Origin of the sequence: Halomonas citrativorans (assembly GCF_900163645.1) — a bacterium.
Taxonomy (GTDB): Bacteria; Pseudomonadota; Gammaproteobacteria; order Pseudomonadales; family Halomonadaceae; genus Vreelandella; species Vreelandella citrativorans.
Genome location: NZ_FUKM01000026.1, coordinates 1 through 24,560 on the forward strand (window position 1 = coordinate 1; position 24,560 = coordinate 24,560).

General features: G+C 53.8%; 18 protein-coding genes and 1 pseudogene. 7 read left to right on the forward strand and 12 right to left on the reverse strand.

Translation table 11 applies throughout. The annotated features are described in order from the left end of the window. Positions 1-110: 110 nt before the first annotated feature. The gene (gene pssA, locus CZ787_RS06195; RefSeq protein WP_087107270.1) at positions 111-968 is read right to left on the reverse strand and encodes a CDP-diacylglycerol--serine O-phosphatidyltransferase; all 858 of its coding nucleotides are present in this window, start codon (positions 966-968) and stop codon (positions 111-113) included. Positions 969-1,477: 509 nt separating this feature from the next. Between pssA and ilvY the strand changes: the two genes are divergently transcribed. Next, positions 1,478-2,365 (forward strand): HTH-type transcriptional activator IlvY, encoded by an 888-nt coding sequence (gene ilvY, locus CZ787_RS06200; RefSeq protein ID WP_087107272.1) that lies wholly within the window; start codon positions 1,478-1,480, stop codon positions 2,363-2,365. Positions 2,366-2,450: 85 nt separating this feature from the next. Here ilvY and ilvN read toward each other — a convergent pair whose 3' ends face one another. From ilvN to rluD, 5 genes are all read right to left on the reverse strand, one after another. After that, the gene (gene ilvN, locus CZ787_RS06205; RefSeq protein ID WP_087107274.1) at positions 2,451-2,942 is read right to left on the reverse strand and encodes an acetolactate synthase small subunit; all 492 of its coding nucleotides are present in this window, start codon (positions 2,940-2,942) and stop codon (positions 2,451-2,453) included. Further along, complete coding sequence (locus tag CZ787_RS06210) at positions 2,942-4,666, reverse strand: acetolactate synthase 3 large subunit (protein ID WP_087107276.1); 1,725 nt, start codon at positions 4,664-4,666, stop codon at positions 2,942-2,944. The genes ilvN and CZ787_RS06210 overlap by 1 nt, the downstream gene beginning before the upstream one ends. 471 nt (positions 4,667-5,137) lie before the next feature. Next, complete coding sequence (gene clpB, locus CZ787_RS06215; RefSeq protein WP_087107278.1) at positions 5,138-7,735, reverse strand: ATP-dependent chaperone ClpB; 2,598 nt, start codon at positions 7,733-7,735, stop codon at positions 5,138-5,140. A gap of 141 nt (positions 7,736-7,876) precedes the next feature. Further along, entirely contained in the window at positions 7,877-8,635 is a 759-nt protein-coding gene (pgeF, locus tag CZ787_RS06220) for a peptidoglycan editing factor PgeF (RefSeq protein WP_087107281.1), read from the reverse strand. Next, the gene (rluD, locus tag CZ787_RS06225; RefSeq protein ID WP_087107283.1) at positions 8,632-9,591 is read right to left on the reverse strand and encodes a 23S rRNA pseudouridine(1911/1915/1917) synthase RluD; all 960 of its coding nucleotides are present in this window, start codon (positions 9,589-9,591) and stop codon (positions 8,632-8,634) included. The genes pgeF and rluD overlap by 4 nt, the downstream gene beginning before the upstream one ends. Positions 9,592-9,749: 158 nt before the next feature. Here rluD and CZ787_RS06230 point away from each other — a divergent pair, with 158 nt between their 5' ends. After that, the gene (locus CZ787_RS06230) at positions 9,750-10,550 is read left to right on the forward strand and encodes an outer membrane protein assembly factor BamD (RefSeq protein WP_087107285.1); all 801 of its coding nucleotides are present in this window, start codon (positions 9,750-9,752) and stop codon (positions 10,548-10,550) included. A gap of 92 nt (positions 10,551-10,642) precedes the next feature. On the opposite strand, the gene CZ787_RS06235 is transcribed toward CZ787_RS06230, so the two are convergent. Then, entirely contained in the window at positions 10,643-12,277 is a 1,635-nt protein-coding gene (locus tag CZ787_RS06235) for an NAD+ synthase (protein WP_087107287.1), read from the reverse strand. A 133-nt stretch (positions 12,278-12,410) separates the two neighbouring features. Between CZ787_RS06235 and CZ787_RS06240 the strand changes: the two genes are divergently transcribed. Further along, the gene (locus CZ787_RS06240; protein ID WP_087107290.1) at positions 12,411-12,683 is read left to right on the forward strand and encodes a PP0621 family protein; all 273 of its coding nucleotides are present in this window, start codon (positions 12,411-12,413) and stop codon (positions 12,681-12,683) included. Here CZ787_RS06240 and thiO read toward each other — a convergent pair. Beyond that, positions 12,680-13,780 carry a glycine oxidase ThiO gene (gene thiO / locus CZ787_RS06245; protein ID WP_087107305.1) on the reverse strand — a complete coding sequence of 367 codons (1,101 nt, stop codon included), beginning with the start codon at positions 13,778-13,780 and terminating at the stop codon, positions 12,680-12,682. The two genes, CZ787_RS06240 and thiO, sit on opposite strands and share 4 nt — an antisense overlap. 101 nt (positions 13,781-13,881) lie before the next feature. On the opposite strand from thiO, the gene CZ787_RS06250 reads away from it, so the two are divergent. After that, on the forward strand, positions 13,882-14,412 hold the full coding sequence (locus CZ787_RS06250; protein WP_087107292.1) for a GspH/FimT family pseudopilin: 531 nt from the start codon (positions 13,882-13,884) through the stop codon (positions 14,410-14,412). 33 nt (positions 14,413-14,445) lie between these two features. Here CZ787_RS06250 and trxB read toward each other — a convergent pair whose 3' ends face one another. After that, a complete protein-coding gene (trxB, locus tag CZ787_RS06255) occupies positions 14,446-15,396 on the reverse strand; it encodes a thioredoxin-disulfide reductase (protein WP_087107294.1) in 951 nt (316 codons plus the stop codon). Positions 15,397-15,620: 224 nt separating this feature from the next. Between trxB and acnA the strand changes: the two genes are divergently transcribed. After that, complete coding sequence (gene acnA, locus CZ787_RS06260) at positions 15,621-18,368, forward strand: aconitate hydratase AcnA (protein WP_087107296.1); 2,748 nt, start codon at positions 15,621-15,623, stop codon at positions 18,366-18,368. Between the two features lie 60 nt (positions 18,369-18,428). Here the strand turns inward: acnA and CZ787_RS06265 are convergent, their stop codons facing one another. The 3 genes from CZ787_RS06265 to CZ787_RS06275 form a co-directional block, all read right to left on the reverse strand. Continuing rightward, positions 18,429-20,105 (reverse strand): NAD-dependent malic enzyme, encoded by a 1,677-nt coding sequence (locus CZ787_RS06265; protein WP_087107298.1) that lies wholly within the window; start codon positions 20,103-20,105, stop codon positions 18,429-18,431. Positions 20,106-20,273: 168 nt separating this feature from the next. Continuing rightward, positions 20,274-21,485 carry a YeeE/YedE family protein gene (locus CZ787_RS06270; protein ID WP_087107300.1) on the reverse strand — a complete coding sequence of 404 codons (1,212 nt, stop codon included), beginning with the start codon at positions 21,483-21,485 and terminating at the stop codon, positions 20,274-20,276. A 139-nt stretch (positions 21,486-21,624) separates the two neighbouring features. Beyond that, positions 21,625-22,647, reverse strand: a complete 1,023-nt coding sequence (locus CZ787_RS06275; RefSeq protein ID WP_087107302.1) for an AI-2E family transporter — start codon at positions 22,645-22,647, stop codon at positions 21,625-21,627. Positions 22,648-23,477: 830 nt separating this feature from the next. On the opposite strand from CZ787_RS06275, the gene CZ787_RS06280 reads away from it, so the two are divergent. Both CZ787_RS06280 and CZ787_RS06285 read left to right on the forward strand, forming a co-directional pair. Continuing rightward, positions 23,478-24,236 (forward strand): YoaK family protein, encoded by a 759-nt coding sequence (locus CZ787_RS06280; RefSeq protein WP_087107304.1) that lies wholly within the window; start codon positions 23,478-23,480, stop codon positions 24,234-24,236. Between the two features lie 107 nt (positions 24,237-24,343). After that, positions 24,344-24,560: pseudogene (locus tag CZ787_RS06285) on the forward strand (oxalate decarboxylase); the annotation flags it as partial.

A 24,560-nucleotide genomic window follows, 5' to 3' on the forward strand; every position in this document is an offset into this window, starting at 1 on the left:
ACCGCTGGTAACGCTGGGCGTCCCCGGCAGCGGATGCGTACTTTACGGATTCGCTGCCGGTTTGGCAAGGCCTTTTTTGAAGATCGTTTCAAAAAGCTCAGTTAAAAAGCTCAGCTTTTAGGTTTTGCCTTGCGCATAAGCGCATAAGCCGGGCCTGAGAGCACATAGGCACCAAACAGCAAGAGTAGCATTACGGACGGTTCGACCGAAATCATGACAAACCCCAACACAACGGCCAGCAACACCACAAAGGGTACGGGCTTTCTAAAGTCGAGATCTTTAAAGCTGTAATAGCGGATGTTGCTGACCATCAGAATGCCGGCGGCCGCCACAACGACCAACATTAGCAGCTTGAAGCCAAACGCATCCGCATCAAAGCTGTGGAAGGTCCAAACACACGCAGCCACTAGCGCTGCCGCTGATGGGCTAGGAAGGCCGATAAACCACTTCTTATCAACACTTCCGTTTTGTACATTAAAGCGTGCCAAGCGAAGTGCCGCGCAGGCGACATAGAGAAACGCGACCACCCAGCCGGTCTTACCGATATCTTGCAAAATCCAGGTAAACGCGACAAGCGCAGGCGCCATACCAAAGGAAATCATATCGGCCAGGCTATCGTACTCAGCCCCAAATTCGCTTTGCGTATTGGTCATACGCGCAACGCGGCCATCCAACCCATCCAGCACCATGGCAATGAAAATAGCGACTGCGGCCGACGTAAAATCACCGTTAATACCGGCGACAACGGCAAAGAAGCCTGAAAACAGAGCGGACGTAGTAAACAGGTTGGGCAGTAAGTAGATTCCCTTGCGGCGAACTTTCTTGCCATCCTCTACCGCATCTTCGACGATCTCTGTGTCGCGTAGAAAGGCGGCAGCTAAATCCTCATTGTCGACCTTTTGAGTCTGGTCGTGGTTTTCGGGCTGGGGTGTACTGGCCTGCTCTTGATCGCGAGCGTCCTGAATCATAGGTGTCATCCGTTTAATAAAAAGCCACAAATAGTGAACACTTTCATTCTACACGGTGAGCTTTAGTCAGCCAGTCAATTACCGCACGTAGACAAAAATGCATGACGGCTAGCCCTATAAAACAAAACGGGGTGCGCCAAAGCGCACCCCGTTCACCAAGTTAATAAGCACCTACTGCTTGAAAACACTAACGCCTGGATTTGTCGACCAGCTGGTCGTGATCCAGAGTATCATGCAGTTTAGGACTTACCTGGCAATTTCATATGAAGTGACTTTTGGTCTTAAACCAGGAAAAGCCATCATTTTTATCGTGACAACCGCGTAAGCGAGGTTTCAGAAAACCATTATTAAGTCATTACGTTGTTATAGTAGCGTGTCAGCGCTGATGGCCACCGCGCCGTCTAGTGCAGCGCTGGTAAAGCGTCAAGCAACTTTACGTTACACGCATCTTTGCGTAAAACGCTGTATTTGCAACAAACTATTTCACATATTGAAATGACGGTACTGGCATGGATTTTCGCTTACTGAAGCACTTTGTCACGCTTTCTGACACGCTCCATTTTGGCCGCGCCAGCGAGTTGAGCCACATTAGCCCCTCGACGCTTAGCCGCTCTATTCAGCAGTTGGAGGTGGAGTTGGCTACTCGGCTGTTCGAGCGTGACAACCGCCATGTCGCACTGACTCCCCAAGGGCTTAGTTTTCAGCACTACGCACGCGAAACGTTAGAACAGTGGGAAATGACCAAGCGTAGCCTGGCCAATGAAGCGACCATGCTGAGCGGTGAGATCAGCATCTACTGCTCAGTAACTGCCAGTTACAGCTTCCTGTATGAGCTATTAAGCGATGTACGAACACGTCATCCCGGCATTGAGTTAAAGCTGCATACCGGTGATCCGGCGAATGCCATGAAAAGAGTGATGGAGGGTGACGATGATATGGCGATTACGCCGCGCCCCCGCATCCCCCCTAATGCGCTGGCGTTTAAGTCATTAACACGTTCACCGCTGGTGTTTATCACGCCTAACGAACCGTGTGATTGGCTACCCAGCTCCCCTGAAAGCTCAACGGCAGCGCAGTGGCAGCAAGTGCCCATGATACTTTCTGAAGCAGGCTTATCGCGGGAGTACGCCAACACCTGGCTTAAAGCGATGGGTATCACGCCACGAATCTACGCACAGGTGGCCGGGCACGAAGCAATTGTTAGTATGGTGGGCCTGGGCTTTGGCGCAGGCGTGGTTCCCAAAATCGTGTTGGATAACAACCCGCTTGCCAACCGCGTCCGCATATTAAACGTAAAACCTGAGCTGCCCCACTATGACGTGGGCCTTTGCGTTCTAAATCGGCGTTTAAAAAATCCGATTATTGAGGCGCTTTGGTCTGCGATTAGCGAACGTTAATCAATTATAAAAAAGCACCGCCTCGGTGAGGCGGTGCTTTTGGGTCGAGCAATACGACCTGGCTAAACGTGCGGTGAGCAAGTACTTAAATCGATAGCACCTTGTCGCCACGCGCAATACCAGAAACACCGGTACGTGCCACTTCAAGAATCCCCACTGGCGCCATGGCCTGCAGAAAAGCGTCCAGCTTGGCGGCATCACCGGTAATCTGCACGGTATACAGATTAGGTGTGACATCGACGATCTGCGCCCGAAAAATATCCACGGTACGCTTCACTTCATCGCGGGCAGCCCCCAATGCCTTTACCTTCACCATCATCAGCTCACGCTCAATGTGGCTGCCTTCGGTCAAGTCAACCAGCTTCACCACATCAATCAGCTTGTTGAGGTGCTTGGTGATCTGCTCAATGACGCGATCATCGCCAACCGTGGTCACCGTCAACCGCGAAAGCGATGAATCTTCCGTAGGCGCTACGTTAAGCGTTTCAATGTTGAAATTACGCTGGGAAAACAGGCCGACCACACGTGACAGCGCACCCGGTTCGTTTTCCAACAGAATCGAGATGATATGTCGCATCAGGTACGCTCCGTTTTAGACAGCAGCATGTCGCGCATGGAGCCTAACGGCACCTGCATCGGGTAGACGTGCTCGAAAGGATCCACCTTCACGTCAAGGAACACCAGTTCGTGCTTGTCGGCAAATGCACGCTCAAGCGCCGGCTCAAGCTCATCCTGAGTAGTGACGGTAATCGCGGTAAATCCATAAGCCTCAATCAACAGATGGAAATCAGGCAGTGATTCCATATAAGAGTGCGCATGACGTGACTTGTAGTTCAGGTCCTGCCACTGACGCACCATGCCTAGCGAGGCATTGTTCAGATTGAGAATTTTGACCCCTACGCCGTACTGCTTACAGGTGGAGAGTTCCTGCATCATCATCTGGAAGCTGCCTTCCCCGGTGACACACACGACGTCGTCGTCCGGGTAGTTCTGCTTGATCCCCATGGCGGCCGGAAAGCCAAAGCCCATGGTGCCAAGACCGCCTGAGGTAATCAGCCGGTTGGGCTTATCAAACTTGTAGTACTGAGCCGCAAACATCTGGTGCTGACCTACGTCGGTCGTGACAAATGCTTCACCGCGCGTTATCCGGCACAGCGCTTCAACAACTTCCTGCGACTTTAACGCTTCACCTGACTTGGACGGTTCGTAAAGCTTGCCTTTACGCTCGGCACGCCAGCCGTCGATCTTTTCCCACCATTCAGCAAGTGCTTCAGGATGCGCAATGGGATGGCCCTGAACCAGGCTAATCATCTCATTAATAACGCTAGCGGCAGGCCCTACGATAGGCACATCAGCACGCACGGTTTTAGAGATAGAGCTAGGATCAACATCGACGTGAATAATTTTCGCCGTGGGGCAGAACTTCGACGTATTGTTGGTAACCCGGTCATCAAAGCGTGCGCCAATAGCGATAATCAAATCAGCGTGGTGCATGGCCATGTTGGACTCATAAGAGCCGTGCATGCCCAGCCAGCCAAGGCTTTGACGATCGCTTTGCGGGTACGCGCCAATGCCCATCAGTGTGGTGGTAATCGGGAAACCCAGCTTTTTGACCAGATCGGTTAAGCCTTCACTGGCCTTACCGGTCACCACACCACCACCAGTATAAAACACCGGGCGCTTGGCTTTGAGCATTAGCTCAATGGCTTTTTTAATCTGCCCTGTATGGCCACGTGTCACCGGGTTATACGAGCGCAGCTTAACCTTTTTCGGGTAGATGTACTCGTAGCGCTCGGTCGGCGCGGTCATATCCTTGGGAATATCGACCACCACAGGGCCGGGGCGCCCGGTAGAAGCCAGATAAAAGGCTTTTTTAAGCACTTCCGGAATTTCAGACGGATGACGAATCGAAAAGCTGTGCTTCACGATAGGCCGGGTGACACCCACGATATCGGTTTCCTGGAAGGCGTCTTCGCCAATCAGATGGCTGGCCACTTGGCCGCACAGCACCACCATCGGAATGGAATCCATATAGGCAGTCGCAATACCGGTAACGGCATTGGTTGCACCAGGCCCTGATGTGACCAGCACCACACCTGGCTTACCCGAGGCGCGGGCGTAACCGTCGGCGGCATGCGTGGCCGCTTGTTCGTGACGCACAAGAATGTGCTTCACATCGTCCTGGCGAAACAGCGCATCATAAATATGCAGCGCCGCACCGCCGGGATAACCATAAATGTACTCAACGCCCTCATCTTTCAAGAAGCGGGCGATCATATCTGCGCCGGAAAGCAGTTCCACTGTATTTCTCCCCTAGAGGTCTCGAGTGCGATCCGCAGGACATCCTGCGGTGTCGAGTGCGGCGGTATGCCGCTGCCGGCCCATGCCGGCACCTGATGCCAAACCCTGGCATACGGCCCGGTTAGGGCCTGCACTCTCTGAGAGGCACTGATCCATGACGACATAAATCAGTGGCTCCCTTTCACGGCTGATTGCCGTGTCGGGGCGTTGGCCAGGCTGAGCGGTTAGCTCAAACCCGGAAGTCCTTCGGCGGGTAAAGGCTTACGCCTACCCTTCGCGCGGTGAAAAGGGGTTACCCGTAGGTCCGCGCCCGCAAATCAGGAACAGATAAGATTCCATTAGGCTCTTGGCATGTCAACCATCAATGCCCGATGAATGTGCAAAGAAGCGGTTTGAGACAAAAAAGCCCCGCCGGCAAGGCCGATCGGGGCATATAGTTATAACCAGGAACGCCTGATTATCAACTAGCGCTTAGCTATTAAACACAAGCTTACCGTCCGAGGCACTCACCCGAATGACATCGCCTGGTGAAAACTTGCCTGCCAGCAAGTCTTGCGCCAGCGGATTCTCGATCCGACTCTGAATAGCACGCTTGAGTGGCCGCGCGCCATAGACAGGGTCAAACCCAATAACCGCTAGCTGCGCCATGGCGTCATCGCTCACCTCAAGGCCTAAATCGTGCTCAGCCAAGCGGGCTCTCAAGCGCTCCAGCTGAATGCCTGCAATTGCCTGAATTTGCTCCTGCCCCAAGGCGTGGAAGACGACCACTTCATCTATCCGGTTGATCAGCTCAGGGCGGAAGTGATTACCCACCACCTCCATGACCTTGTTTTTCATGTCCTCATAGGCGCTTTCTTTATCAGCGCTGACGTCACCGCCCATGCGCTGAATAATGTCTGAGCCCATGTTGGAGGTCATCACGATCACGGTATTGCGAAAGTCCACCGTGCGGCCCTGGCCATCAGTTAACCGACCATCTTCCAATACCTGCAGCAGGATATTGAAGACATCTGGGTGGGCCTTTTCCACCTCATCCAGCAACAGCACGGAGTAAGGTTTACGACGCACCGCCTCGGTTAAATAGCCGCCCTCTTCGTAACCTACATAGCCGGGAGGCGCACCGATCAACCGCGCCACGGAGTGCTTCTCCATGAATTCCGACATATCGATACGCACCATGGCCTCTTCGGTGTCGAACAGGAAGTTGGCCAATGACTTGCAAAGCTCGGTTTTACCCACCCCAGTAGGCCCAAGGAACAGGAACGAACCGTTCGGCCGGTTAGGGTCGGACAACCCAGCACGTGAGCGCCGCACGGCGTTGGCAACAGCTTCAACTGCCTCATCCTGGCCAATTACGCGCTCATGCAGGGCATCTTCCATACGCAACAATTTATCGCGCTCGCCTTCCAGCATTTTGGACACCGGAATGCCGGTCCAGCGCGATACCACCTCTGCTATCTCCTCTTCCGTCACGTTGGAGCGCAGCAGCTGGTGCTTGGTAATATCGGCTTCACTTTCACCGCTTTCGGCAATTTTCTTTTCCAGCTCTGGAATTTGCCCGTACTGAATTTCCGACATGCGTCCTAAATCGCCCTGCCGTCGTGCCTGCTCCAGATCAAGGCGCGCCTGCTCCAGTTCTGCCTTGAACTGGGCCGAGCCTTGGATACTGGCTTTTTCTGCCTTCCAGACTTCATCCAGGTCGGCATACTCGCGCTCAAACTCATGAATCTGGTTGTTAAGCGCCTCAAGGCGTTTTTTAGTCGCCTCGTCGGTCTCTTTTTTAAGCGCTTCCCGCTCCATTTTGAGCTGGATTAAACGTCGGTCCAGGCGGTCCATTGCTTCGGGCTTGGAATCAAGCTCCATACGAATCCGCGAAGCCGCCTCATCAATCAGATCTATCGCTTTATCGGGCAACTGCCGATCAGTGATATAGCGAGTGGAAAGCTTCGCCGCAGCAATAATCGCCGAGTCGGTAATATCCACGCCGTGGTGAACTTCATAGCGCTCTTTTAAGCCACGCAGAATGGCCACGGTGTCTTCTTCCGTCGGCTCATCGACCAGCACTTTCTGGAATCGACGCTCAAGTGCCGCGTCCTTTTCAATATATTTGCGATACTCATCCAGCGTGGTCGCGCCTACGCAGTGCAGCTCACCCCGTGCAAGCGCAGGTTTGAGCATATTGCCCGCGTCCATCGCGCCTTCCGCCTTACCGGCGCCGACCATGGTGTGCAACTCATCGATAAACAGAATGACCCGCCCCTCTTCCTGGGCAAGCTCTTTGAGAACCGACTTTAAGCGCTCTTCAAACTCACCGCGGAATTTGGCACCTGCTAACAGCGAGCCCATATCCAGCGACAGTACGCGTTTGTCTTTTAAGCCTTCCGGCACTTCACCATTAACGATACGCTGCGCCAACCCTTCAACAATCGCCGTTTTACCGACGCCAGGCTCGCCAATCAGAACCGGGTTATTTTTGGTACGGCGCTGTAGTACCTGAATGGTGCGGCGGATTTCATCATCACGGCCAATCACCGGGTCAAGCTTGCCATCCAGCGCACGCTGAGTAAGGTCAAGGGTGTACTTGTTGAGCGATTCCCGTTGATCTTCAGCGTTAGGGTCATCAACGCTTGCCCCACCGCGCAGGCTATTAATCGCCGCCTCAAGGGACTTCCGGTTAACGCCCGCCTCTTTCATTAACTTGGCAAGCGGGCCATTCATTTCCAGCGCCGCCAGCAGCACTAGTTCGCTGGCAATGAACTGGTCGCCACGCGCTTGTGCTTCACGGTCGGTCAGGTTGAATAACTTAATGAAATCCCGTGATGGCTGCACTTCGCCATCGAACTGGCTTACTTTAGGTAAGTTATCAAGCTGCTGCACTAACCCATCACGCAGTCGCGAGCTTGAGCCTCCGGATTTTTCGATCAGGGCTTTAATACCCGTATCCTTGGTATCCAGTAGTGCAAGAAGAAGATGGGAAGGGTCTAATTGGTTATGACCACGGCCAACGGCCAAGGATTGCGCTTCAGCAATAGCGGCCTGAAGCTTGGCAGTAAACTTATCAAAACGCATAGTGAGCCTCTTGGATTAGCCCTGCGCCCGAACGCACGGCGTTTCGGAAAAACCTGCTGTCCACTTTCCTAAAAAATATTAGCTTTGCAAGTTAAATGGTGCTAGTTCCACCGTTTTCAAGAGGAGGTAATGCCAACCTGGTTATTTTTTGATCCAGATCACACTGGCCATGCGCCCCGTCGTACCACCATCACGCCGATAAGAGTAAAAACGCGATTCGCAGGCGGTACAGAAGTGCCCACCGCTAATATGCTCAACACCGAGCGCTTCCAAGCGAAACCGCGCCAGCCGGTACAAATCGGCCATATAGTGCCCCATGCGATAGGGACTATGGTCAAATGCTTCCGCCGTTTCTGGGTGTACGGCAACAAAGGCGCCATACACTTCCGGCCCGACTTCAAACTGAGCATTGGAAATAGCCGGGCCCAGCCATACGAGAATATCCTCGGGCTCGCTATTCATGGCAGCCACCGTCGCCTCTAAAACACCTCCGGCCAGCCCCCGCCAACCGGCGTGGGCAACGGCCACCTGCGTCCCGGCTTGATTACAAAACATCACCGGCAGGCAATCTGCGGTCAGCACGACACAAGCGTATTCATTGGAGGTGGCTACGGCAGCATCTGCCTCTGGCACGTCTGCCTGGTAACCCTGCTGAACGCGCGCGCCATGCGTTTGGTTTAGCCATAGCAGCGGGCGCTCATCGCCAATTTCTTTTTGCATCAAGCGGCGGCAAAGCGCCACATGTTCAGGGTTATCACCGACGTGAGAGGCGGGGTTAAACGCGGCAAATTCTTCTTGGCTAGGGCCCGTTTCCCGGGTGCTCACAAAGGCCTGCACATTGTCAGGTGCAGGCCAATCCGGTATTAGTAGCGTTGGCCGTAAATCAATGGCATCACTCATTGCATGGTCTCACTGTCTTCGCGCAGGTAGTCCAACAACATTAGTAGATCATCGGGCAGATCAGCGTGAAAAGTCAGCGTTTCGCCGCTCACCGGGTGCACAAAGCTTAGCTCGCGGGCATGCAGCGCCTGGCGAGGGAACTCACGCAGGATTTCCTTAAGCGGCCCGGCAGCGCCAGGTGGCAGCTTGGCGCGTCCGCTATAGAGCGGATCGCCAATCAACGGGTAACGGGCATGAGACATATGCACGCGAATCTGATGCGTGCGTCCGGTTTCCAGCTTACAGCGCACGTGCGTATGCGCGCGAAAACGCTCCACAACACGAAAGTGGGTCACAGCATGTTTACCAGCGTTGGTGACGGCCTGGCGCTTACGGTCTTTGGGGTGGCGGCCAATAGGCGCATTAATGGTGCTGCCTGCCACGGGCTTACCGATCACCACTGCGTCATACTGGCGCGATACGCTGCGCGCCTGCAGTTGCTCAACCAGGGCCGTTTGCGCTTGAATGGTTTTAGCAACCATCATCAAGCCCGTCGTATCTTTATCCAAACGGTGAACAATCCCCGCGCGTGGCACTTCAGCAAGTGCCGGGTGATGATAAAGCAGCGCGTTGAGCAAGGTGCCATCACGATTGCCCGCCGCAGGATGCACCACCATATTGGTGGGCTTGTTGATCACCATCACTGCATCATCTTCATAGACAATATTCAGCGGTATGTCCTGAGCTTCAAAACGCAGATCTTCTTCAATGGTGGCCTTTAGCACCAGCACTTCATCACCGTGCAGCTTCGCTTTCGGCTTAGCCTGGGTGCCATCGATGGTCAGCTCACCCGCGTTGATCCATGCTTTCAGGCGCTCGCGTGAGTAATCGCTGAATAACTCCGCCGCTGCTTGATCCAACCGTGCACCTGCAAGTGTTGCGGGCACACGCTGCATGGCTTCAACTATCCGGGGCATGACGTTACTTCCTTTGACGACACTCGACAAAACGCTGCTAAGCCTGCGTTTTGCGCCGAGGTGATTTATAGTGGGCTTACTGCGACCTATTCTACCATTTCTACTTATGGCCATCGTCGCTTTTCGGTGATTGAGGCTTGTTTGCAACGAGGATGATGATGCGCGTTTTTTCTGCTGCCAACCGCTTTGGTGCCCTTGCTTTAAGTCTTGCCTTATTGGCAGGCTGCGCCAGTAATGACACGACCCCGGAAGAAGAAGATGAGTTTTCCGGAGTACAAGAGCGTGAGCTCTACGAACTTGCTCGCACCGCGCTGGATAGCAATCGCTACCCCATTGCGATTGAGCGGCTGGAAGCGTTGGATACACGCTACCCTTTCGGCCCCCATGCTGAACAAGCGCAATTAGAGCTGGTGTACGCCTATTATGAAAATGGTGACTGGGAAGAAGCACGCGCCGCCGCCAGTCGGTTTATTCGTCTACACCCCGACCACCCGCAGGTTGATTATGCCTACTACCTACGCGGGCTTTCTGCCTGGCAGGCGGGTCGTTTCAGCCTTGAACGTCTTCGCTTAATTGATATTTCCAAGCGCGACATAGGCGCCTCGCGCGATGCGTACAACGACTTTCGTGAACTGATCCAGCGCTACCCGCAAAGTGAATACGCCCCGGACGCTCAGCAGCGCATTATTTATTTGCGCGACTTGCTGGCCCAACACGAACTACATGTTGCCGACTACTACTTGCGCCGCGGTGCTTATCTAGCCGCTGTCGAACGTGGCCGCTGGGTGATTGAGCACTATCCGGAATCCAGTGCCACCCGCGACGCACTGGCCGTTATGGTCGAGGGTTATCAGGGTTTGGGCATGAACGATCGCGCTCAAGAAGTCATCATCGTACTGCGTGAAAATGCTCCCGACCACGAGCAACTTCAAGGCGGCCGCTTTGTACCCAAGCACTAAAACTAACGCAATGGATTGATGACAGTACGGTTTACCCTCAAAAAAAACCACGCCGAGGCGTGGTTTTTTAGTTGGCGTTACGCTAATACCTGTTAATCACCTGGCTGCCAACCGTTAACAATCGGGTAACGGCGATCACGTCCAAAGCCGCGCGATGTGACGCGCACGCCCACCGGGGCCTGGCGGCGTTTGTACTCACAGCGGTCTACCAGCTTGACCACTTGATAAACATCTTCATGGTCATAACCCGCTGCGATGATCGCTTCAGCACTCATGTCACCTTCGATATAGCACATGAGGATAGCGTCCAACACATCGTAATCCGGTAGCGAATCGCTATCCTGCTGATCAGGCGCTAGCTCTGCGCTGGGCGGACGTTCAATGACGCGCTCAGGAATAGCAGGAGACTGCGTATTACGCCAGCGAGCCAGGCGGTATACCCAGGTTTTATAGACATCCTTGATAGCGTTATAGCCGCCCACCATGTCGCCATACAGCGTGGCATAGCCCACCGCCATTTCACTCTTGTTGCCGGTGGTCAGTACCATCAGGCCTTTCTTATTGGAAAGTGCCATCAGCAGTACGCCCCGACAGCGCGACTGGAGGTTCTCTTCGGTGGTATCACGTTCAGTGCCCGCAAAGCTTTCCGAAAGCGTCGCCATAAAGGCATCGACCATGGATTCGATAGGCAGGACGTCGTAATGCACGCCAAGCATTTCTGCCTGAAGGGCAGCATCCTGCTGGGAGATATCCGCAGTGTAGTGGTACGGCATCATCACTGCCTGAACACGCTGTGGGCCCAGTGCGTCTACTGCAATCGCCAAGGACAGCGCCGAGTCGATTCCGCCGGAAAGACCCAGCACCACGCCCTCAAAGCCACTTTTATTGACGTAATCACGCAGCCCCGTTACCAGCGCGCAGTAAAGGCTCTCCTCTGGCTCGGCATCCGGCTCAATTTCACCTGCCTGCGGCTCCCAGGTAGAGGCGCTGGTTTGCAGCAGTTGCACCGGCATTAAGCCTGCCTGCCAATACGGGGCAAGCACTTTTAGCTGGCCCTGGGCATCCACACAGCTGGAACCGCCGTCGAACACCAGCTCATCCTGGCCACCAATGGTATTCACATACACAATCGGGCGGTTTACATCTTGCGCGCGCAGCTCCAGCAAGCGGAGCCGTTCGCCTGGTTTATCCTGATGATAAGGGGAGGCGTTCAGGCTAATCAGCACTTCCGCCCCGGCGGCGGTGGCAGCACGTGCAGGCGCGCCTTCCCACAGGTCCTCACAAATTAAAAGCCCGAGCTTGGCACCTTTATGTTCATACACCAACGGCTCTGTGCCTGGGGTAAAGTAGCGCTGCTCGTCGAAAACCTGATAATTGGGCAGCGCTTGCTTGGCGTATTCGGCCTCCCACTGGCCGTTATACAGCACGCCCGCCAGGTTATAGCACTTGCCTTCGCGGGTCCCCGGATAACCAGTAATCACCAGCACGTCGCGGGCGACTTTTTCTGCCATTTTGGCCCGCGCTTCGCGCAGTCGAGCTTCCATAGAGGGGCGCAGCAATAAATCTTCCGGTGGATAACCGGATAAAAACAGCTCAGGGAAGATAACAATATCCGCCCCATGCTCAATGCGCGCTTCGCGCACGGCTTCAATAGCGCGCGCCGCATTACCGGGAATATCCCCGACAAGCGGATCGAGTTGGGCCATTACCAGCGTTAAGTCTTGCATGGGCGTTAAAATCTCTTGAGAATCTTTGGAACATTATTACCTGCGTCAATGCATTGTCCCGCAAGGACCGCCTGCTGGCAAAGCCCGCATTCGCATTGATCGTTTTCGGCTCCGTTTAGGAGGACTCGCAAGGATGAACCTTTTGATTATTCGCTTGATAATTTTCGCCGTACTGTTTTATGCAGGCCTAAAGCTTTACGGCATGTATCGGCAGCACAAGCTCGACCGCGACGCGGAGCGCAATGCCTTGAACCGTCAAGAAGGCGGACAAATGGTGCGCTGCCGCTGGTGTGAGGTCCATGTGCCGGAAAGCGAGGCACTGCGCGACCATGAACAGTGGTTCTGCTGCAGCGCCCATCGCGACCGTTATCTTCAAGAACAGCAGGATAAAAACGACGGCGCTTAACCCTTTAAACGTGCTTGCGTCGGCAAGAAGGGCGTAGGGTCAATCAGCGGCGTCCGTTCAAGCAACTGGTCCACCAATAAATGGGTGGAAGCAGGCGCCAGCACGAGCCCATTGCGGTAATGCCCGGCGTTTACATAGACGTTGGGCAACTCTGGAAGTGCGCCAATAAACGGAATACCATCTGGTGAGCCGGGACGCAGGCCTGCCCAGTGATAAGCAACCGGGCAATCCGCCAGCGCAGGAACAATACGCTCAGCGCTCTGCTTTAACGAGGCCAGCGCCTCTTCGTCGGTAGCTTTATCAAACCCGGTGTCTTCCAGGGTGGAGCCGACGAGCAGCAGACCGTCGCTACGCGGAATTACATAGCGACCATCTTTCAAGACAACCCGCTGCACAAGCCCGGCAGGTGCCTGGTAGGCGATCATCTGGCCTTTCACTGGGCGTACGGGTAACGCCACGTCAAGCGTTGCCAAAAGCCCTGCACTCCAGGCACCCCCGCACACTACCAACCGCCCCGCCTCCACCACTCCTTGCGAGGTGTTAACGCCCACCACCAGGCCGCCACGGCGTATTACGCCATGCACCTCGCACTGCTCCTGTAGCGTTACACTGGGCATGGCGAGCAATTTAGCGCGCAGCGCCTGGCCAAGCCGAGGGTTTCGCACACTGCCAAGGGTTGGCATCCACAAGGCATTTTCATGGGTGATGGCGATATCGGGTTCTTTTTGATGCACAAAATCAGCGTTAACTTGCACCAGCGGCTTGCCTAGCTGACGCGCCCACTGCAGTGCTTTATCGTCATCATCGACATTTAAATAGAGCAATCCCTTTTGACGATACTCAGGGTCAATGCCGGTTTCTTCCAGCAAACGTAGCGCAAGCGTTGGGTAAACTCCTTCCGACCAGCGAGAAAGTTGCGAAATGGGCGGTGCGTAACGCCACGGATAGAGCGGTGATACAATGCCACCACCCGCCCAGGAGGCCTCTTTGCCACACATGCCACGCTCAACAAGGGTGACCTGCTGACCGGCATCCGCTAACTGCAATGCGGTCAGCATGCCGATCACACCGCCGCCAATAATTAGAAAATCGCTCACAGGCATTGCCTACTCTGGCTTACTTGATGACCGGCCCAGGCCGGATACGGACAGTGAGCATAGCGAGGAGGCCGAGCAGGTCAAGTCACGGGGAAGACTGCATGACGCACAAGCACAGCGAATATCCAACCTACCTTCAAGGGTTTACACTCATCGAACTGCTAATTGTGCTGATTCTGGCAGGCATGTTGGCGGTTTGGGGCATCCCCAGCTTTCAGTCACTGAATGAGCGTACTGCGGTCACCAGCGAAGTGAACCGACTACAAACCGCACTCACGTTAGCCCGCAGTACCGCCATTACTCAGCACCGCGATATTACCTTGTGCCCCGCGACGGCTGACCGCAGCGCTTGTGCCCGTGATTGGGGGAATGAACTGATGGTGGTTAGCGCCGACAAGACCCGCGGTATCCATAAAGACGAGATAATCCGAGTGTTTCCATCAACCAACGGCGTTAACGTTAGCAAGAATGGTCATACGCGGATCAAATACACCCCGCTCGGGCATGCCACGGGGTTTAACAGTACGTTCTCCATCTGCCCTGCCAGTACACACAACAGCACTGCGGGAGCGAGCCTGGTACTCAGTACGCTTGGCCGGGCTCGCGTGTCAAAGCCGCCAGACAGCTGTTAGCGGCAGGCGGCTTTCCCTTCTTGAACAACTTGATTAGGCGATACCGTCCAGATAACGCTCGGCATCCAGCGCGGCCATACAGCCACTGCCCGCCGAAGTAATCGCCTGACGATAGATGTGATCCATCACATCGCCACACGCGAACACACCCGGCACACTGGTGGCGGTAGCATTTCCTTCAAGCCCCGAATTCACCTTGATATAGCCGCCGTTCATGACCAGCTGGCCTTCAAACATTCCGGTGTTGGGGTGATGTCCGATGGCAATAAAGAGTCCCGGCGCCTGGATTTCTTTTACCGTACCATCCCGTGTTGATTTCAACCGTACGCCGGTAACACCGGTGTTATCGCCCAGTACTTCATCAATTTCCTGGAACCACTCCAGCGCAATGGTGCCCGCTTCAACTTTTTCAAACAGCTTGTCTTGCAGGATCTTTTCCGCGCGAAGGGAATCGCGGCGGTGTACCAGGGTAACTTTCGACGCAATATTAGAGAGATACAGCGCCTCTTCCACTGCCGTATTGCCGCCGCCCACCACAATGACCTCCTGGTTACGGTAGAAGAACCCGTCGCAGGTGGCACATGCTGAAACGCCTTGGCCCATGAACTGCTGCTCAGACGGTAGCCCGATATAGCGGGCACTGGCGCCAGTAGCCACAATCAGCGCGTCACAGGTGTAAATACCGCTGTCGCCCTTGAGGGTGAACGGTTTTTCATCGAGGCTGACTTCATTGATATGATCGAACAGCACTTCGGTATTAAAGCGTTCGGCGTGTGCTTTCATCCGTTCCATCAGCTCAGGGCCTTGTACCCCTTGGGCATCGCCTGGCCAATTATCAACGTCTGTCGTGGTGGTTAACTGGCCACCCGCTTGCATTCCGGTGATCAACAAAGGCTTTAAGTTAGCCCGTGCTGCATACACGGCCGCCGTATACCCCGCCGGGCCGGACCCAAGAATAATCAAACGTTCATGACGCGTTTCCATGACACCACCTTGTAAATGTCTAGCTGATAAAGTCGCAAAGAGTTTGCCTGAAATGGCGCCAAGTACAAGCTATTGCAAGGTTAAGTATTGACTATTAGGCGAAGACACCTTGAATCAACCTTTATAAACACCCATGTCCTACTACTATGTAAGCCATACTAAAAAGGAAGACTGTGACTGTTTCGCGGCGTGAACGCCGTGCAACGCAATGAGAGGAGAAAGGCATGAGTAATACACCCAATACGCTTCAAACGTTGGAAGTAGGTAGCAAGCAGTACCGCTACTACAGCCTTCCCAAGGCGGCCGATGCGCTTGGCAACATTGACCGACTCCCCAAATCACTCAAAATTTTACTCGAAAACCAACTACGCTTTGCCGACGATGAAAGCGTTGAACAAGACGATATGCAGGCCCTTGTCGACTGGCAGAAAGAGGGTAAATCCAGTCGTGAAATCGGCTACCGCCCCGCACGCGTATTAATGCAGGATTTTACCGGCGTGCCCGGTGTGGTCGATTTAGCCTCCATGCGCGCAGCGGTAGAAAAACTGGGCGAAGACCCTGCCCGCATCAATCCTCTTTCGCCGGTTGACCTGGTGATTGACCACTCTGTCATGGTCGACAAGTTTGGTAATGCGACGGCGTTTGAAGAGAACGTCGAGATTGAGATGCAGCGCAACCGTGAGCGTTATGAGTTTTTGCGCTGGGGCCAACAGGCCTTTAATAACTTTAGCGTGGTGCCGCCCGGCACCGGCATTTGCCATCAGGTAAACCTTGAGTACCTGGGCCGAAGCGTGTGGACCAAGGAAGAGAACGGCGCCACCTTTGCTTACCCGGATACCTTGGTGGGCACCGACTCCCACACCACCATGATCAACGGCCTTGGCGTACTCGGCTGGGGTGTGGGTGGTATCGAGGCGGAAGCTGCCATGCTTGGCCAGCCAGTCTCCATGCTGATTCCGGAAGTTATCGGCTTCAAGCTGACCGGCAAACTGCGAGAAGGCATTACCGCCACCGACCTGGTGCTCACCGTGACGGAGATGCTGCGCAAAAAAGGGGTGGTGGGTAAGTTTGTTGAATTCTACGGCGATGGCCTAAAAGACCTGCCCCTTGCTGACCGCGCCACCATTGCCAATATGGCCCCGGAATACGGCGCTACCTGTGGCTTCTTCCCGGTCGATGACGAAACGCTGAACTATATGCGCTTAACCGGGCGCGAAGATGACCAGGTCGCGCTAGTAGAAGCCTATAGCAAAACACAGGGCTTATGGCGTGAACCGGGCGATGAGCCGGTGTTTACCGATGCCCTGCATCTTAATATGACCGAAGTGGAAGCAAGCCTCGCTGGCCCTAAACGCCCGCAGGATCGCGTTGCCTTAAAAGACATGGCCGCCGCCTTCGATAAAATCATGCAGGAGGATGCCAAGGCACAGCCCAATGCGGAAAAAGGCAAGTTCGACTCAGAAGGCGGCCAAACAGCCGTGGGCATTGAGCGCAGCCTTGGGGGAGATTTCAAGCACGCCGCCAGTCAGAAAGTCACCATTGGCGATCAGGACTTCAGCCTGGACCCAGGCGCGGTGGTCATTGCGGCTATCACCTCATGCACCAACACGTCCAACCCCAGCGTGATGATGGCCGCAGGCCTGCTGGCGCGCAAAGCGCGTGAAAAAGGCCTGACCACCAAACCCTGGGTTAAAACCTCGCTGGCGCCCGGTTCCAAAGTCGTCACCGACTATCTGGCCGCGGCTAACTTGAACGAGGATTTGGATGCGCTGGGCTTTAACCTGGTGGGTTACGGCTGCACCACCTGTATCGGTAACTCAGGCCCTCTGCCTGAAGCGATTGAGAAAGCAGTGAGCCTAGGAGATTTAACCGTCGCCTCTGTGCTTTCAGGCAACCGTAACTTTGAAGGCCGTATTCATCCGCTGGTCAAAACCAACTGGCTTGCCTCTCCCCCCTTGGTCGTCGCTTATGCGCTAGCGGGTAATGTTCGGCGTGATTTAACCCAGGAGCCACTAGGTAAGGGTAGTGACGGCAACCCGGTTTACCTGAAAGATATTTGGCCATCTCAAGTCGAAATTGCCGAGGCCGTTGAGAAAGTAAATACCGATATGTTCCGTAAGGAGTACGGTGAGGTATTTAAAGGCGATGAAACCTGGCAGGCAATTGACGTCTCCGAAAGTCAGGTCTACCAATGGCCCGAGTCTACTTATATCCAGCACCCGCCCTTCTTTGAAGGTATGGGACGCGAACCGGATGCAATCGAGGACGTCAGCAACGCCCGCGTTCTGGCCATGCTGGGCGACTCGGTGACCACTGACCATATTTCACCAGCAGGCGCGATCAAACCGGATAGCCCCGCAGGCCGTTACCTGCAAGAACATGGCGTTAAGCCGGTCGACTTTAACTCCTACGGCTCGCGCCGGGGGAATCATGAGGTCATGATGCGCGGCACGTTTGCCAACGTACGTATCAAGAACGAGATGCTGGACGGCGTGGTCGGCGGCGAAACGCGCTATGTTCCAAGTGGCGAGCAAATGGCGATTTACGATGCCGCCATGAAATACCAGGAGGCAGGCACACCACTGGTCGTTATTGCTGGTAAAGAGTATGGCACCGGCTCTTCGCGTGACTGGGCAGCCAAAGGTACGCGTTTGCTAGGCGTTCGCGCGGTTCTCGCGGAATCCTTTGAGCGTATTCACCGCTCCAACCTGATAGGCATGGGCGTGGTGCCGCTGCAGTTCCCGAAAGGTGAAACCCGTGAAACGCTGGGATTAACCGGCGATGAAGAGATATCCATTGCGGGATTAAGTGATTTAAGCCCCGGTAAAACAGTGCAGGTAGTGATTAAAACCGGTGAAAAAGAGCATACCGTTGATGCCAAGTGTCGAATTGATACGGTCAATGAGCTGGCTTACTACCGTCATGGTGGTATCCTTCACTACGTGCTGCGCAAAATGATCGGCGCCGCATAAGTAATACCTACCAATGCTTGTATGCCCCCACCTCGGTGGGGGTTTTTTATTAGCGCTCGTTTAAACGGCGCGGCGGCGATAGGTACGATACTCAGGTGACCAGCTTGCTTTCTCGATGTCTTCGCGCAGTTTGGTGCCGCTGGTCGTTAACGCAACGCCGTTATGCTGAGCAGTGGCAGCTACTTCAAAGGCAATCGACTGGCTGATGTCACGAATACGCGAAAGCGGCGGTAACAGCGCACCTTTACCCTCTTTAACGATGGGTGCTTCACGCGCCAGCGCACGAGACGCGCTCATCAACATCTCATCGGTCACCCGATTTGCATTCGAAGCAATGACACCCAACCCGATGCCCGGGAAGATATACGCGTTGTTGCACTGGGCAATGGGGTATGTGCGCCCGTTATATACCACAGGAGCAAATGGGCTACCGGTGGCGACCAATGCTTGACCGTCGGTCCAGCGGATCACATCCTCAGGAACAGCTTCTGCCTGAGACGTTGGATTAGAGAGCGGCATAATCACCGGGTGCTCACAGCCTGCATGCATGGTTTTAACCACCTGCTCGGTGAATATCCCACGCTGACCGCAAACACCGACCAGAATAGTCGGTTTCATCTGAGCAATGGTTTCTTCCAACCCTTGGCCATTCCAATCCGCGACCAGCGCAGGATCGTGGGCCAAACGACGCTGAAAATCGCGCTGCCACTCTTGATCCGTCGTCATCAAGCCTTCGCGGTCGACAACAAAAATACGCGCACGCGCTTCATGTTCGGAGAGACCTTCGGCCTCCATGGCCACCACAACCTGCTCGGCGATACCACAACCGGCTGAACCACCGCCAACAAACACCACGCGTTGCTGGGCAATGCTTTCTTCACGCGCCTGACAGGCTGCCATGAGCGTTCCCACAACAACGGATGCCGTGCCCTGAACATCATCGTTAAAGCAGCACAACTCGTTGCGATAGCGCTCAAGCAGCGGTACGGCGTTGGCTTGGGCAAAATCTTCAAACTGCAGCAAAACATTCGGCCAGCGGCGCTTCAGTGCTGAGATGAACGCTGCCATAAAGGCGTTGTACTCTTCCTGGCCCACGCGTTTATGGCGCCAGCCCATGTACATGGGGTCATCCAGCAGCGCCTGATTATTAGTGCCCACATCAATCACAATGGGTAGCGTATGGGCCGGACTAATACCGCCACAGGCGGTATAAAGCGCCAGCTTACCAATTGGGATCCCCATACCACCGATCCCCTGGTCACCCAGCCCCAAAATACGTTCGCCGTCAGTGACTACGATAACTTTAACGTTATCCTTAGTGGCGCTGCGCAGAATGTCGTCCATATGATCACGATCCTGGTAGCCGATAAACAAGCCCCGGTGATTGCGATAAATATTGGAGAATTCCTGACATGCCTGACCAACGGTTGGCGTATAGATGATCGGCAGCATCTCTTCAAGATGCTCAGATACCAGGCGAAAGTAGAGCGTTTCGTTGTCGTCTTGAATGGCGCGCAAATAAATATGGCGCTCAAGATCGCTATTGCACTGCAGGTACTGCCGATAAGCGCGCTCTAGCTGATCATCAATGGTTTCGACATTTTGCGGCAGCAAACCAATCAAGTTAAACGCCAAACGCTCCTCTTGAGTAAACGCGCTGCCTTTGTTCAATAGCGGCATTTCAAGTAAGGAAGGACCGGCGTAAGGAATATATAAGGGGCGCTTACTCGTCGTCATAGGGGCTCTCTTCTTTTCCATTACCGCTGCATCGCAGCAATTTCAAGCGTTTACGGTTTATCGACATAATGTACCATGTCACTACGACAAAGGTGGCACAGTCATACTTCTCTAGCCAAAAAAATGCCCCGACATTTGCCGGGGCAGCTAAAAATCAATACGTTATAATTAGCAGGTTTTTGCCGTTGGCTGGCGCCCTGCTTCACCGGTAAAGAACAGCGGACGCAGCTTCACACCGACAATATTGCCCGCAAAGGCAGCCACCAACCACACCCAACCGTGCAAGCTACCCGACGCGATACCACTGAAGTAAGCACCGATGTTGCAACCAAACGCCAGGCGTGCGCCATAACCCAGCATTAGGCCACCAATTACCGCAGCCACCACCGAGCGCAGAGGGATTCTAAAATTAGGCGCAAACCGACCGGCCAAATGTGCAGCCATTAAAGCGCCCAACATAATACCGACGTTCATGACCGTCGTCATATCACTCCACACGCTAGCTTCAAGCGCTGCCGCATTACCTGGCGCCTGCCAATATCCCCAACCCGTTACGCTACCGCCGAACAATTCATATACCTTGGCCCCCCAAAGCGCGAAGGCCGACGTAATGCCCCATGGGCGACCAGCTAGCGCAAGCGTTGCGAAATTCAGCAGCGCCAAGGCCACGGCACCCGCCAATAACGGCCAAGGCCCGCTTAACCAGCGCAGAGTAGCGGGCTTCTCAACCATGGGTACCTGTTCAAGTTGACCATGACGACGCTTTTCCATCACGAGCGTAAACACCGCAATCGCCACAAACAGTACCAGGCTGATGGCGATACCGCCCGTCGTACCTGCAATATCAATCAACGATATCGGCTCAAACGCTGGCAAACGCTGCCACCACGCAAAATGCGCCGAGCCAATTACCGAACCGATGATAAAGAAGACAAGCGTAATCAACATACGGGCATTACCGCCACCCGCCGTAAACAGCGTGCCTGAAGCGCACCCGCCGCCCAACTGCATACCAATCCCAAAAAGAAACGCGCCCACCAGCACGGAAATGCCGATAGGGGAGACAAAACCACTCACCGGCGTACCAAACAATGTACCGGCACCCAGTGCTGGGAAAAACAGCACCACGGCAATGGCCAGCATCACCATTTGCGCACGCAGCCCGCGGCCGCGGCGCTCGGTAATAAACACGCGCCAGGCAGAGGTAAACCCAAAGGCAGCGTGATACAACACCATGCCCAGCAGACCGCCTACAATCATTAGCAAACCGGTATTAGCGCCAAATATGACGCCAATCATTAGCGCTCCTAATACAATCGCCGCAGTCGCCAGTAGTGGTACCCGATAACTGGCCGGAGTCGCGGCAGCCGTCGTCGACATAAATTCACCTATAGGTAACGCCAAAAGCGCCCGTGGATAGGCAGGCGCTCTGGTCGATGTGGATAATCGTTATAAGCTTACCGCCCAGCCAACAGGGGGTAAATCATTTATGGCTAATCGTTACAGGGCTAACGAAGAATTACGGCTCTTTTTTATCGTCGTCTTCATGCACCACATAGAGACGATTCACCATCACGAACAAAACAACCGCCAAGGGTGCGGCCAAAATAACGCCAGGTAAGCCAAACAACGTGCTGCTTGCAAGGAGCGCAAACAACAATAGCGCCGGTGGCAGGCTGACGGCACGCTGCTGCACCAAAGGCTGCAAAATATTGCCTTCAATCTGCTGAATAATAACGTAAGCCATCAATACGAAGAGCGCCGTCTCAGGGCTGACCGTATACGCCAACAGCAGAGCAGGAATAGCGGCGACAATGGGGCCGACCAACGGTACAAAGTCCAGAAGACCGGCAACTAATCCCAGCCCTAATGGCGCTGGCACGCCCAGCAGCCACATGCTGACACCCACCAGTACGCCCGTTACGGTCATGGCGACTAACTGACCGCCTAGCCAATAGCGCAATGCCTTACCGCTCGCGTCCAACGCTTCGCCCAAGCGCGGACGGCTTTTAACCGGCGCCAGTAATAAAAGGCCACGGCGGTATAAGTCCGGCTGAGCCGCAAAATAGACCATCCCAACAATCAACACGAAAAAATTGATAATACTGCCGCCCATTGAAACCACCATCATGCCGACCTGAGACACACCGCCTTGCATGATGCTTCCCGCATTTTTCACGGCATTATCGATCAGGGGCGCCAACTGCGAATCTTCAAGGCGCTCTCGTAGTTGTTCCCATGCCTCAGGCAGCATGGTCGTAAGCGACTCCATTTCAGCAGCAATCTGCGCCCCGAACCCCCAGCTCATGAATCCCAATCCACCGCACAACACTACCAACACAATAAGCAACGATAGCCAGCGCGGCACGCCGCGGTTTAGTAGTGGCGCCATGCAGCTTTGCAAAACACAGGCTCCCACCACCGCGCCAAAAATCAAGATCAACAACCCTACGAGCTTCCAAAGTATCAGGGCGAGAGCTGCCAACAGGAAGGTGATAAGTACGCACTCCGTGAACCGCTGATGTAAATACGTTGATCGCATTCAATACTCCCTTTGCGGATACTTTGAATACATCAGGCTAGCAGCGAAGTGCACAGTGGGTTTGTGTGATATGTGATGGCCTTACTGATCCAATACACGTCCAAGCGGGAAGACCCACTCAATGCAGCACACGAAAGTATTCGCTGCCCCATCCCTGAGCCGTACAAACGAATACCTGGTACTGCAGTGCCGTCGCCCTAGCAAGGCCTGAAATACGCGGTTAACGCGAAACGACCTAACCGCTAACGCGCTTACGGGGCAATTCAATATAGATGCTACCGTATAGCGTCTAATAACGAATTTGAAATCGCTGCGATATTTTATAAGAAGAATTTAGAGAGAACACCAAGAACAACCTCTGTGCAGCAACGATTACCGCCCTAGCACTTTCTGAATACCTTTTAAAAACCTATGCTTATCAACTTCTATAGCGTTTCTTTACATAGTCAGAAAAAGCATAACGCAGAACCGTTAACCCTCGCACAGTCCTAACCAAAAAAGCCCTCTAACACAAACTAGCTGCATTATTACTACCAACATAAGACAAAACAATAATTAATACCCCATCATGAAAGAACAATCAATAATAAAAAAACACCCCAAATATTCTTTATATTAGATTGACTAGAAATACGAAGCGCTCTATAGATAATGTGTGTTATGTATAACTCTTAAAATAAAAACGTCACAGTATTATCAAAAGATAGGCGTCGATGCATTGATTGAAAACCAGTAAGGGGAACTACACTAATGCCGTATTCTTTCTACGTAAGCTTTCAGCCTTTGTCCCCTTATTACAACAGCTTATAGCGTGCAAAGGAGATACCTGAATGTCTAACACAGCATCACACACACCACTCCCAGACCATCCCGAGGCAATACGCTTCCCCTTAATGGAGCTTCCTCTCGTTGGCTTCCTGCTTGCGTTCATGGCGGGCTCAATGAACGCATGGACGTTCGCAAATGCAGAGACCTTTGCAACGGTTCAGTCAGGTAACGTTGTACAAGTCGGTTATTGGCTTATCCAGGGAAACTGGGATAAGTTCATGGCTCCCTTCCTTTCCGTTATTGCGTTTGGTATTGGCTCGGCTATTTGTGGGGCCATTATGACCAATCTGCTAAGCCATCACAGAATCGTTACCCGCGCCATTCTATTTCTCGAATTCCTGATACTTGCCGTATTGATATGGCTTGTCTGGAAAGGTGAACACAATGTGCTAATGATTGCCTATACCGTAAGCTTTATTGCAGGTATGCAGGGTAATGCGTTCCATAAAAGCCATGGCATGCTGTATGGCAACGTGGCAGTCACCTTCGTTGTCCAAATGGCCTTTAACTTCCTGATTCAGTCTTTCTTTAATAAAAAGGGCATTAACGGTGAGCCAAATTTAATGTGGGCTGGTATTTTCTTCCTCGTTCTGCTCGGGTTTGCGGGCGGTGGCGCGATTGGTTTCTTTGCTGACAGATTCATCACGGCAGGTGGACTGATTCTACCGGCATTAATCTCTTTAGCTTTAATCGTCATCGTGTGGCGAGATCACGACAGGCATCAGCGTGTTGATACGCTACCTGGCGGCAACTTTGCCTGATCCCTCTTTTCAGGCGACCAATATAGCATCATCCGGCTGTTAACCACTTCAACTGTAACAATAGCCAGACTGACCAATACGTTGTAAGTAAATACAGGAGCAAGGTCATGACTGATAAAGACGCACCTCAGCCCATTCGCGGAACCCAGGGCGCTGACGATCCCGGCCCACGTAATGTTGTTCTGGACAAAATGAATCCAGATATCTTCCTGCCTCCAGAAACCGACAATGGCGGGATCCCGAACCTGAAGTTTCCGTTCGCCATGGCTCATAACCGTCTTGAAGACGGCGGCTGGGCGCGGGAAGTGACGCTGCGCGAGTGCC

Coding starts and splice junctions, on each gene's coding strand:
- pssA (WP_087107270.1), bottom strand. CDS start 968: ATGATTCAGGACGCTCGCGATCAAGAGCAGGCCAGTACACCCCAGCCC.
- ilvY (WP_087107272.1), top strand. CDS start 1,478: ATGGATTTTCGCTTACTGAAGCACTTTGTCACGCTTTCTGACACGCTC.
- ilvN (WP_087107274.1), bottom strand. CDS start 2,942: ATGCGACATATCATCTCGATTCTGTTGGAAAACGAACCGGGTGCGCTG.
- clpB (WP_087107278.1), bottom strand. CDS start 7,735: ATGCGTTTTGATAAGTTTACTGCCAAGCTTCAGGCCGCTATTGCTGAA.
- pgeF (WP_087107281.1), bottom strand. CDS start 8,635: ATGAGTGATGCCATTGATTTACGGCCAACGCTACTAATACCGGATTGG.
- rluD (WP_087107283.1), bottom strand. CDS start 9,591: ATGCCCCGGATAGTTGAAGCCATGCAGCGTGTGCCCGCAACACTTGCA.
- CZ787_RS06230 (WP_087107285.1), top strand. CDS start 9,750: ATGCGCGTTTTTTCTGCTGCCAACCGCTTTGGTGCCCTTGCTTTAAGT.
- CZ787_RS06235 (WP_087107287.1), bottom strand. CDS start 12,277: ATGCAAGACTTAACGCTGGTAATGGCCCAACTCGATCCGCTTGTCGGG.
- CZ787_RS06240 (WP_087107290.1), top strand. CDS start 12,411: ATGAACCTTTTGATTATTCGCTTGATAATTTTCGCCGTACTGTTTTAT.
- CZ787_RS06250 (WP_087107292.1), top strand. CDS start 13,882: ATGACGCACAAGCACAGCGAATATCCAACCTACCTTCAAGGGTTTACA.
- trxB (WP_087107294.1), bottom strand. CDS start 15,396: ATGGAAACGCGTCATGAACGTTTGATTATTCTTGGGTCCGGCCCGGCG.
- acnA (WP_087107296.1), top strand. CDS start 15,621: ATGAGTAATACACCCAATACGCTTCAAACGTTGGAAGTAGGTAGCAAG.
- CZ787_RS06265 (WP_087107298.1), bottom strand. CDS start 20,105: ATGACGACGAGTAAGCGCCCCTTATATATTCCTTACGCCGGTCCTTCC.
- CZ787_RS06270 (WP_087107300.1), bottom strand. CDS start 21,485: ATGTCGACGACGGCTGCCGCGACTCCGGCCAGTTATCGGGTACCACTA.
- CZ787_RS06275 (WP_087107302.1), bottom strand. CDS start 22,647: ATGCGATCAACGTATTTACATCAGCGGTTCACGGAGTGCGTACTTATC.
- CZ787_RS06280 (WP_087107304.1), top strand. CDS start 23,478: ATGTCTAACACAGCATCACACACACCACTCCCAGACCATCCCGAGGCA.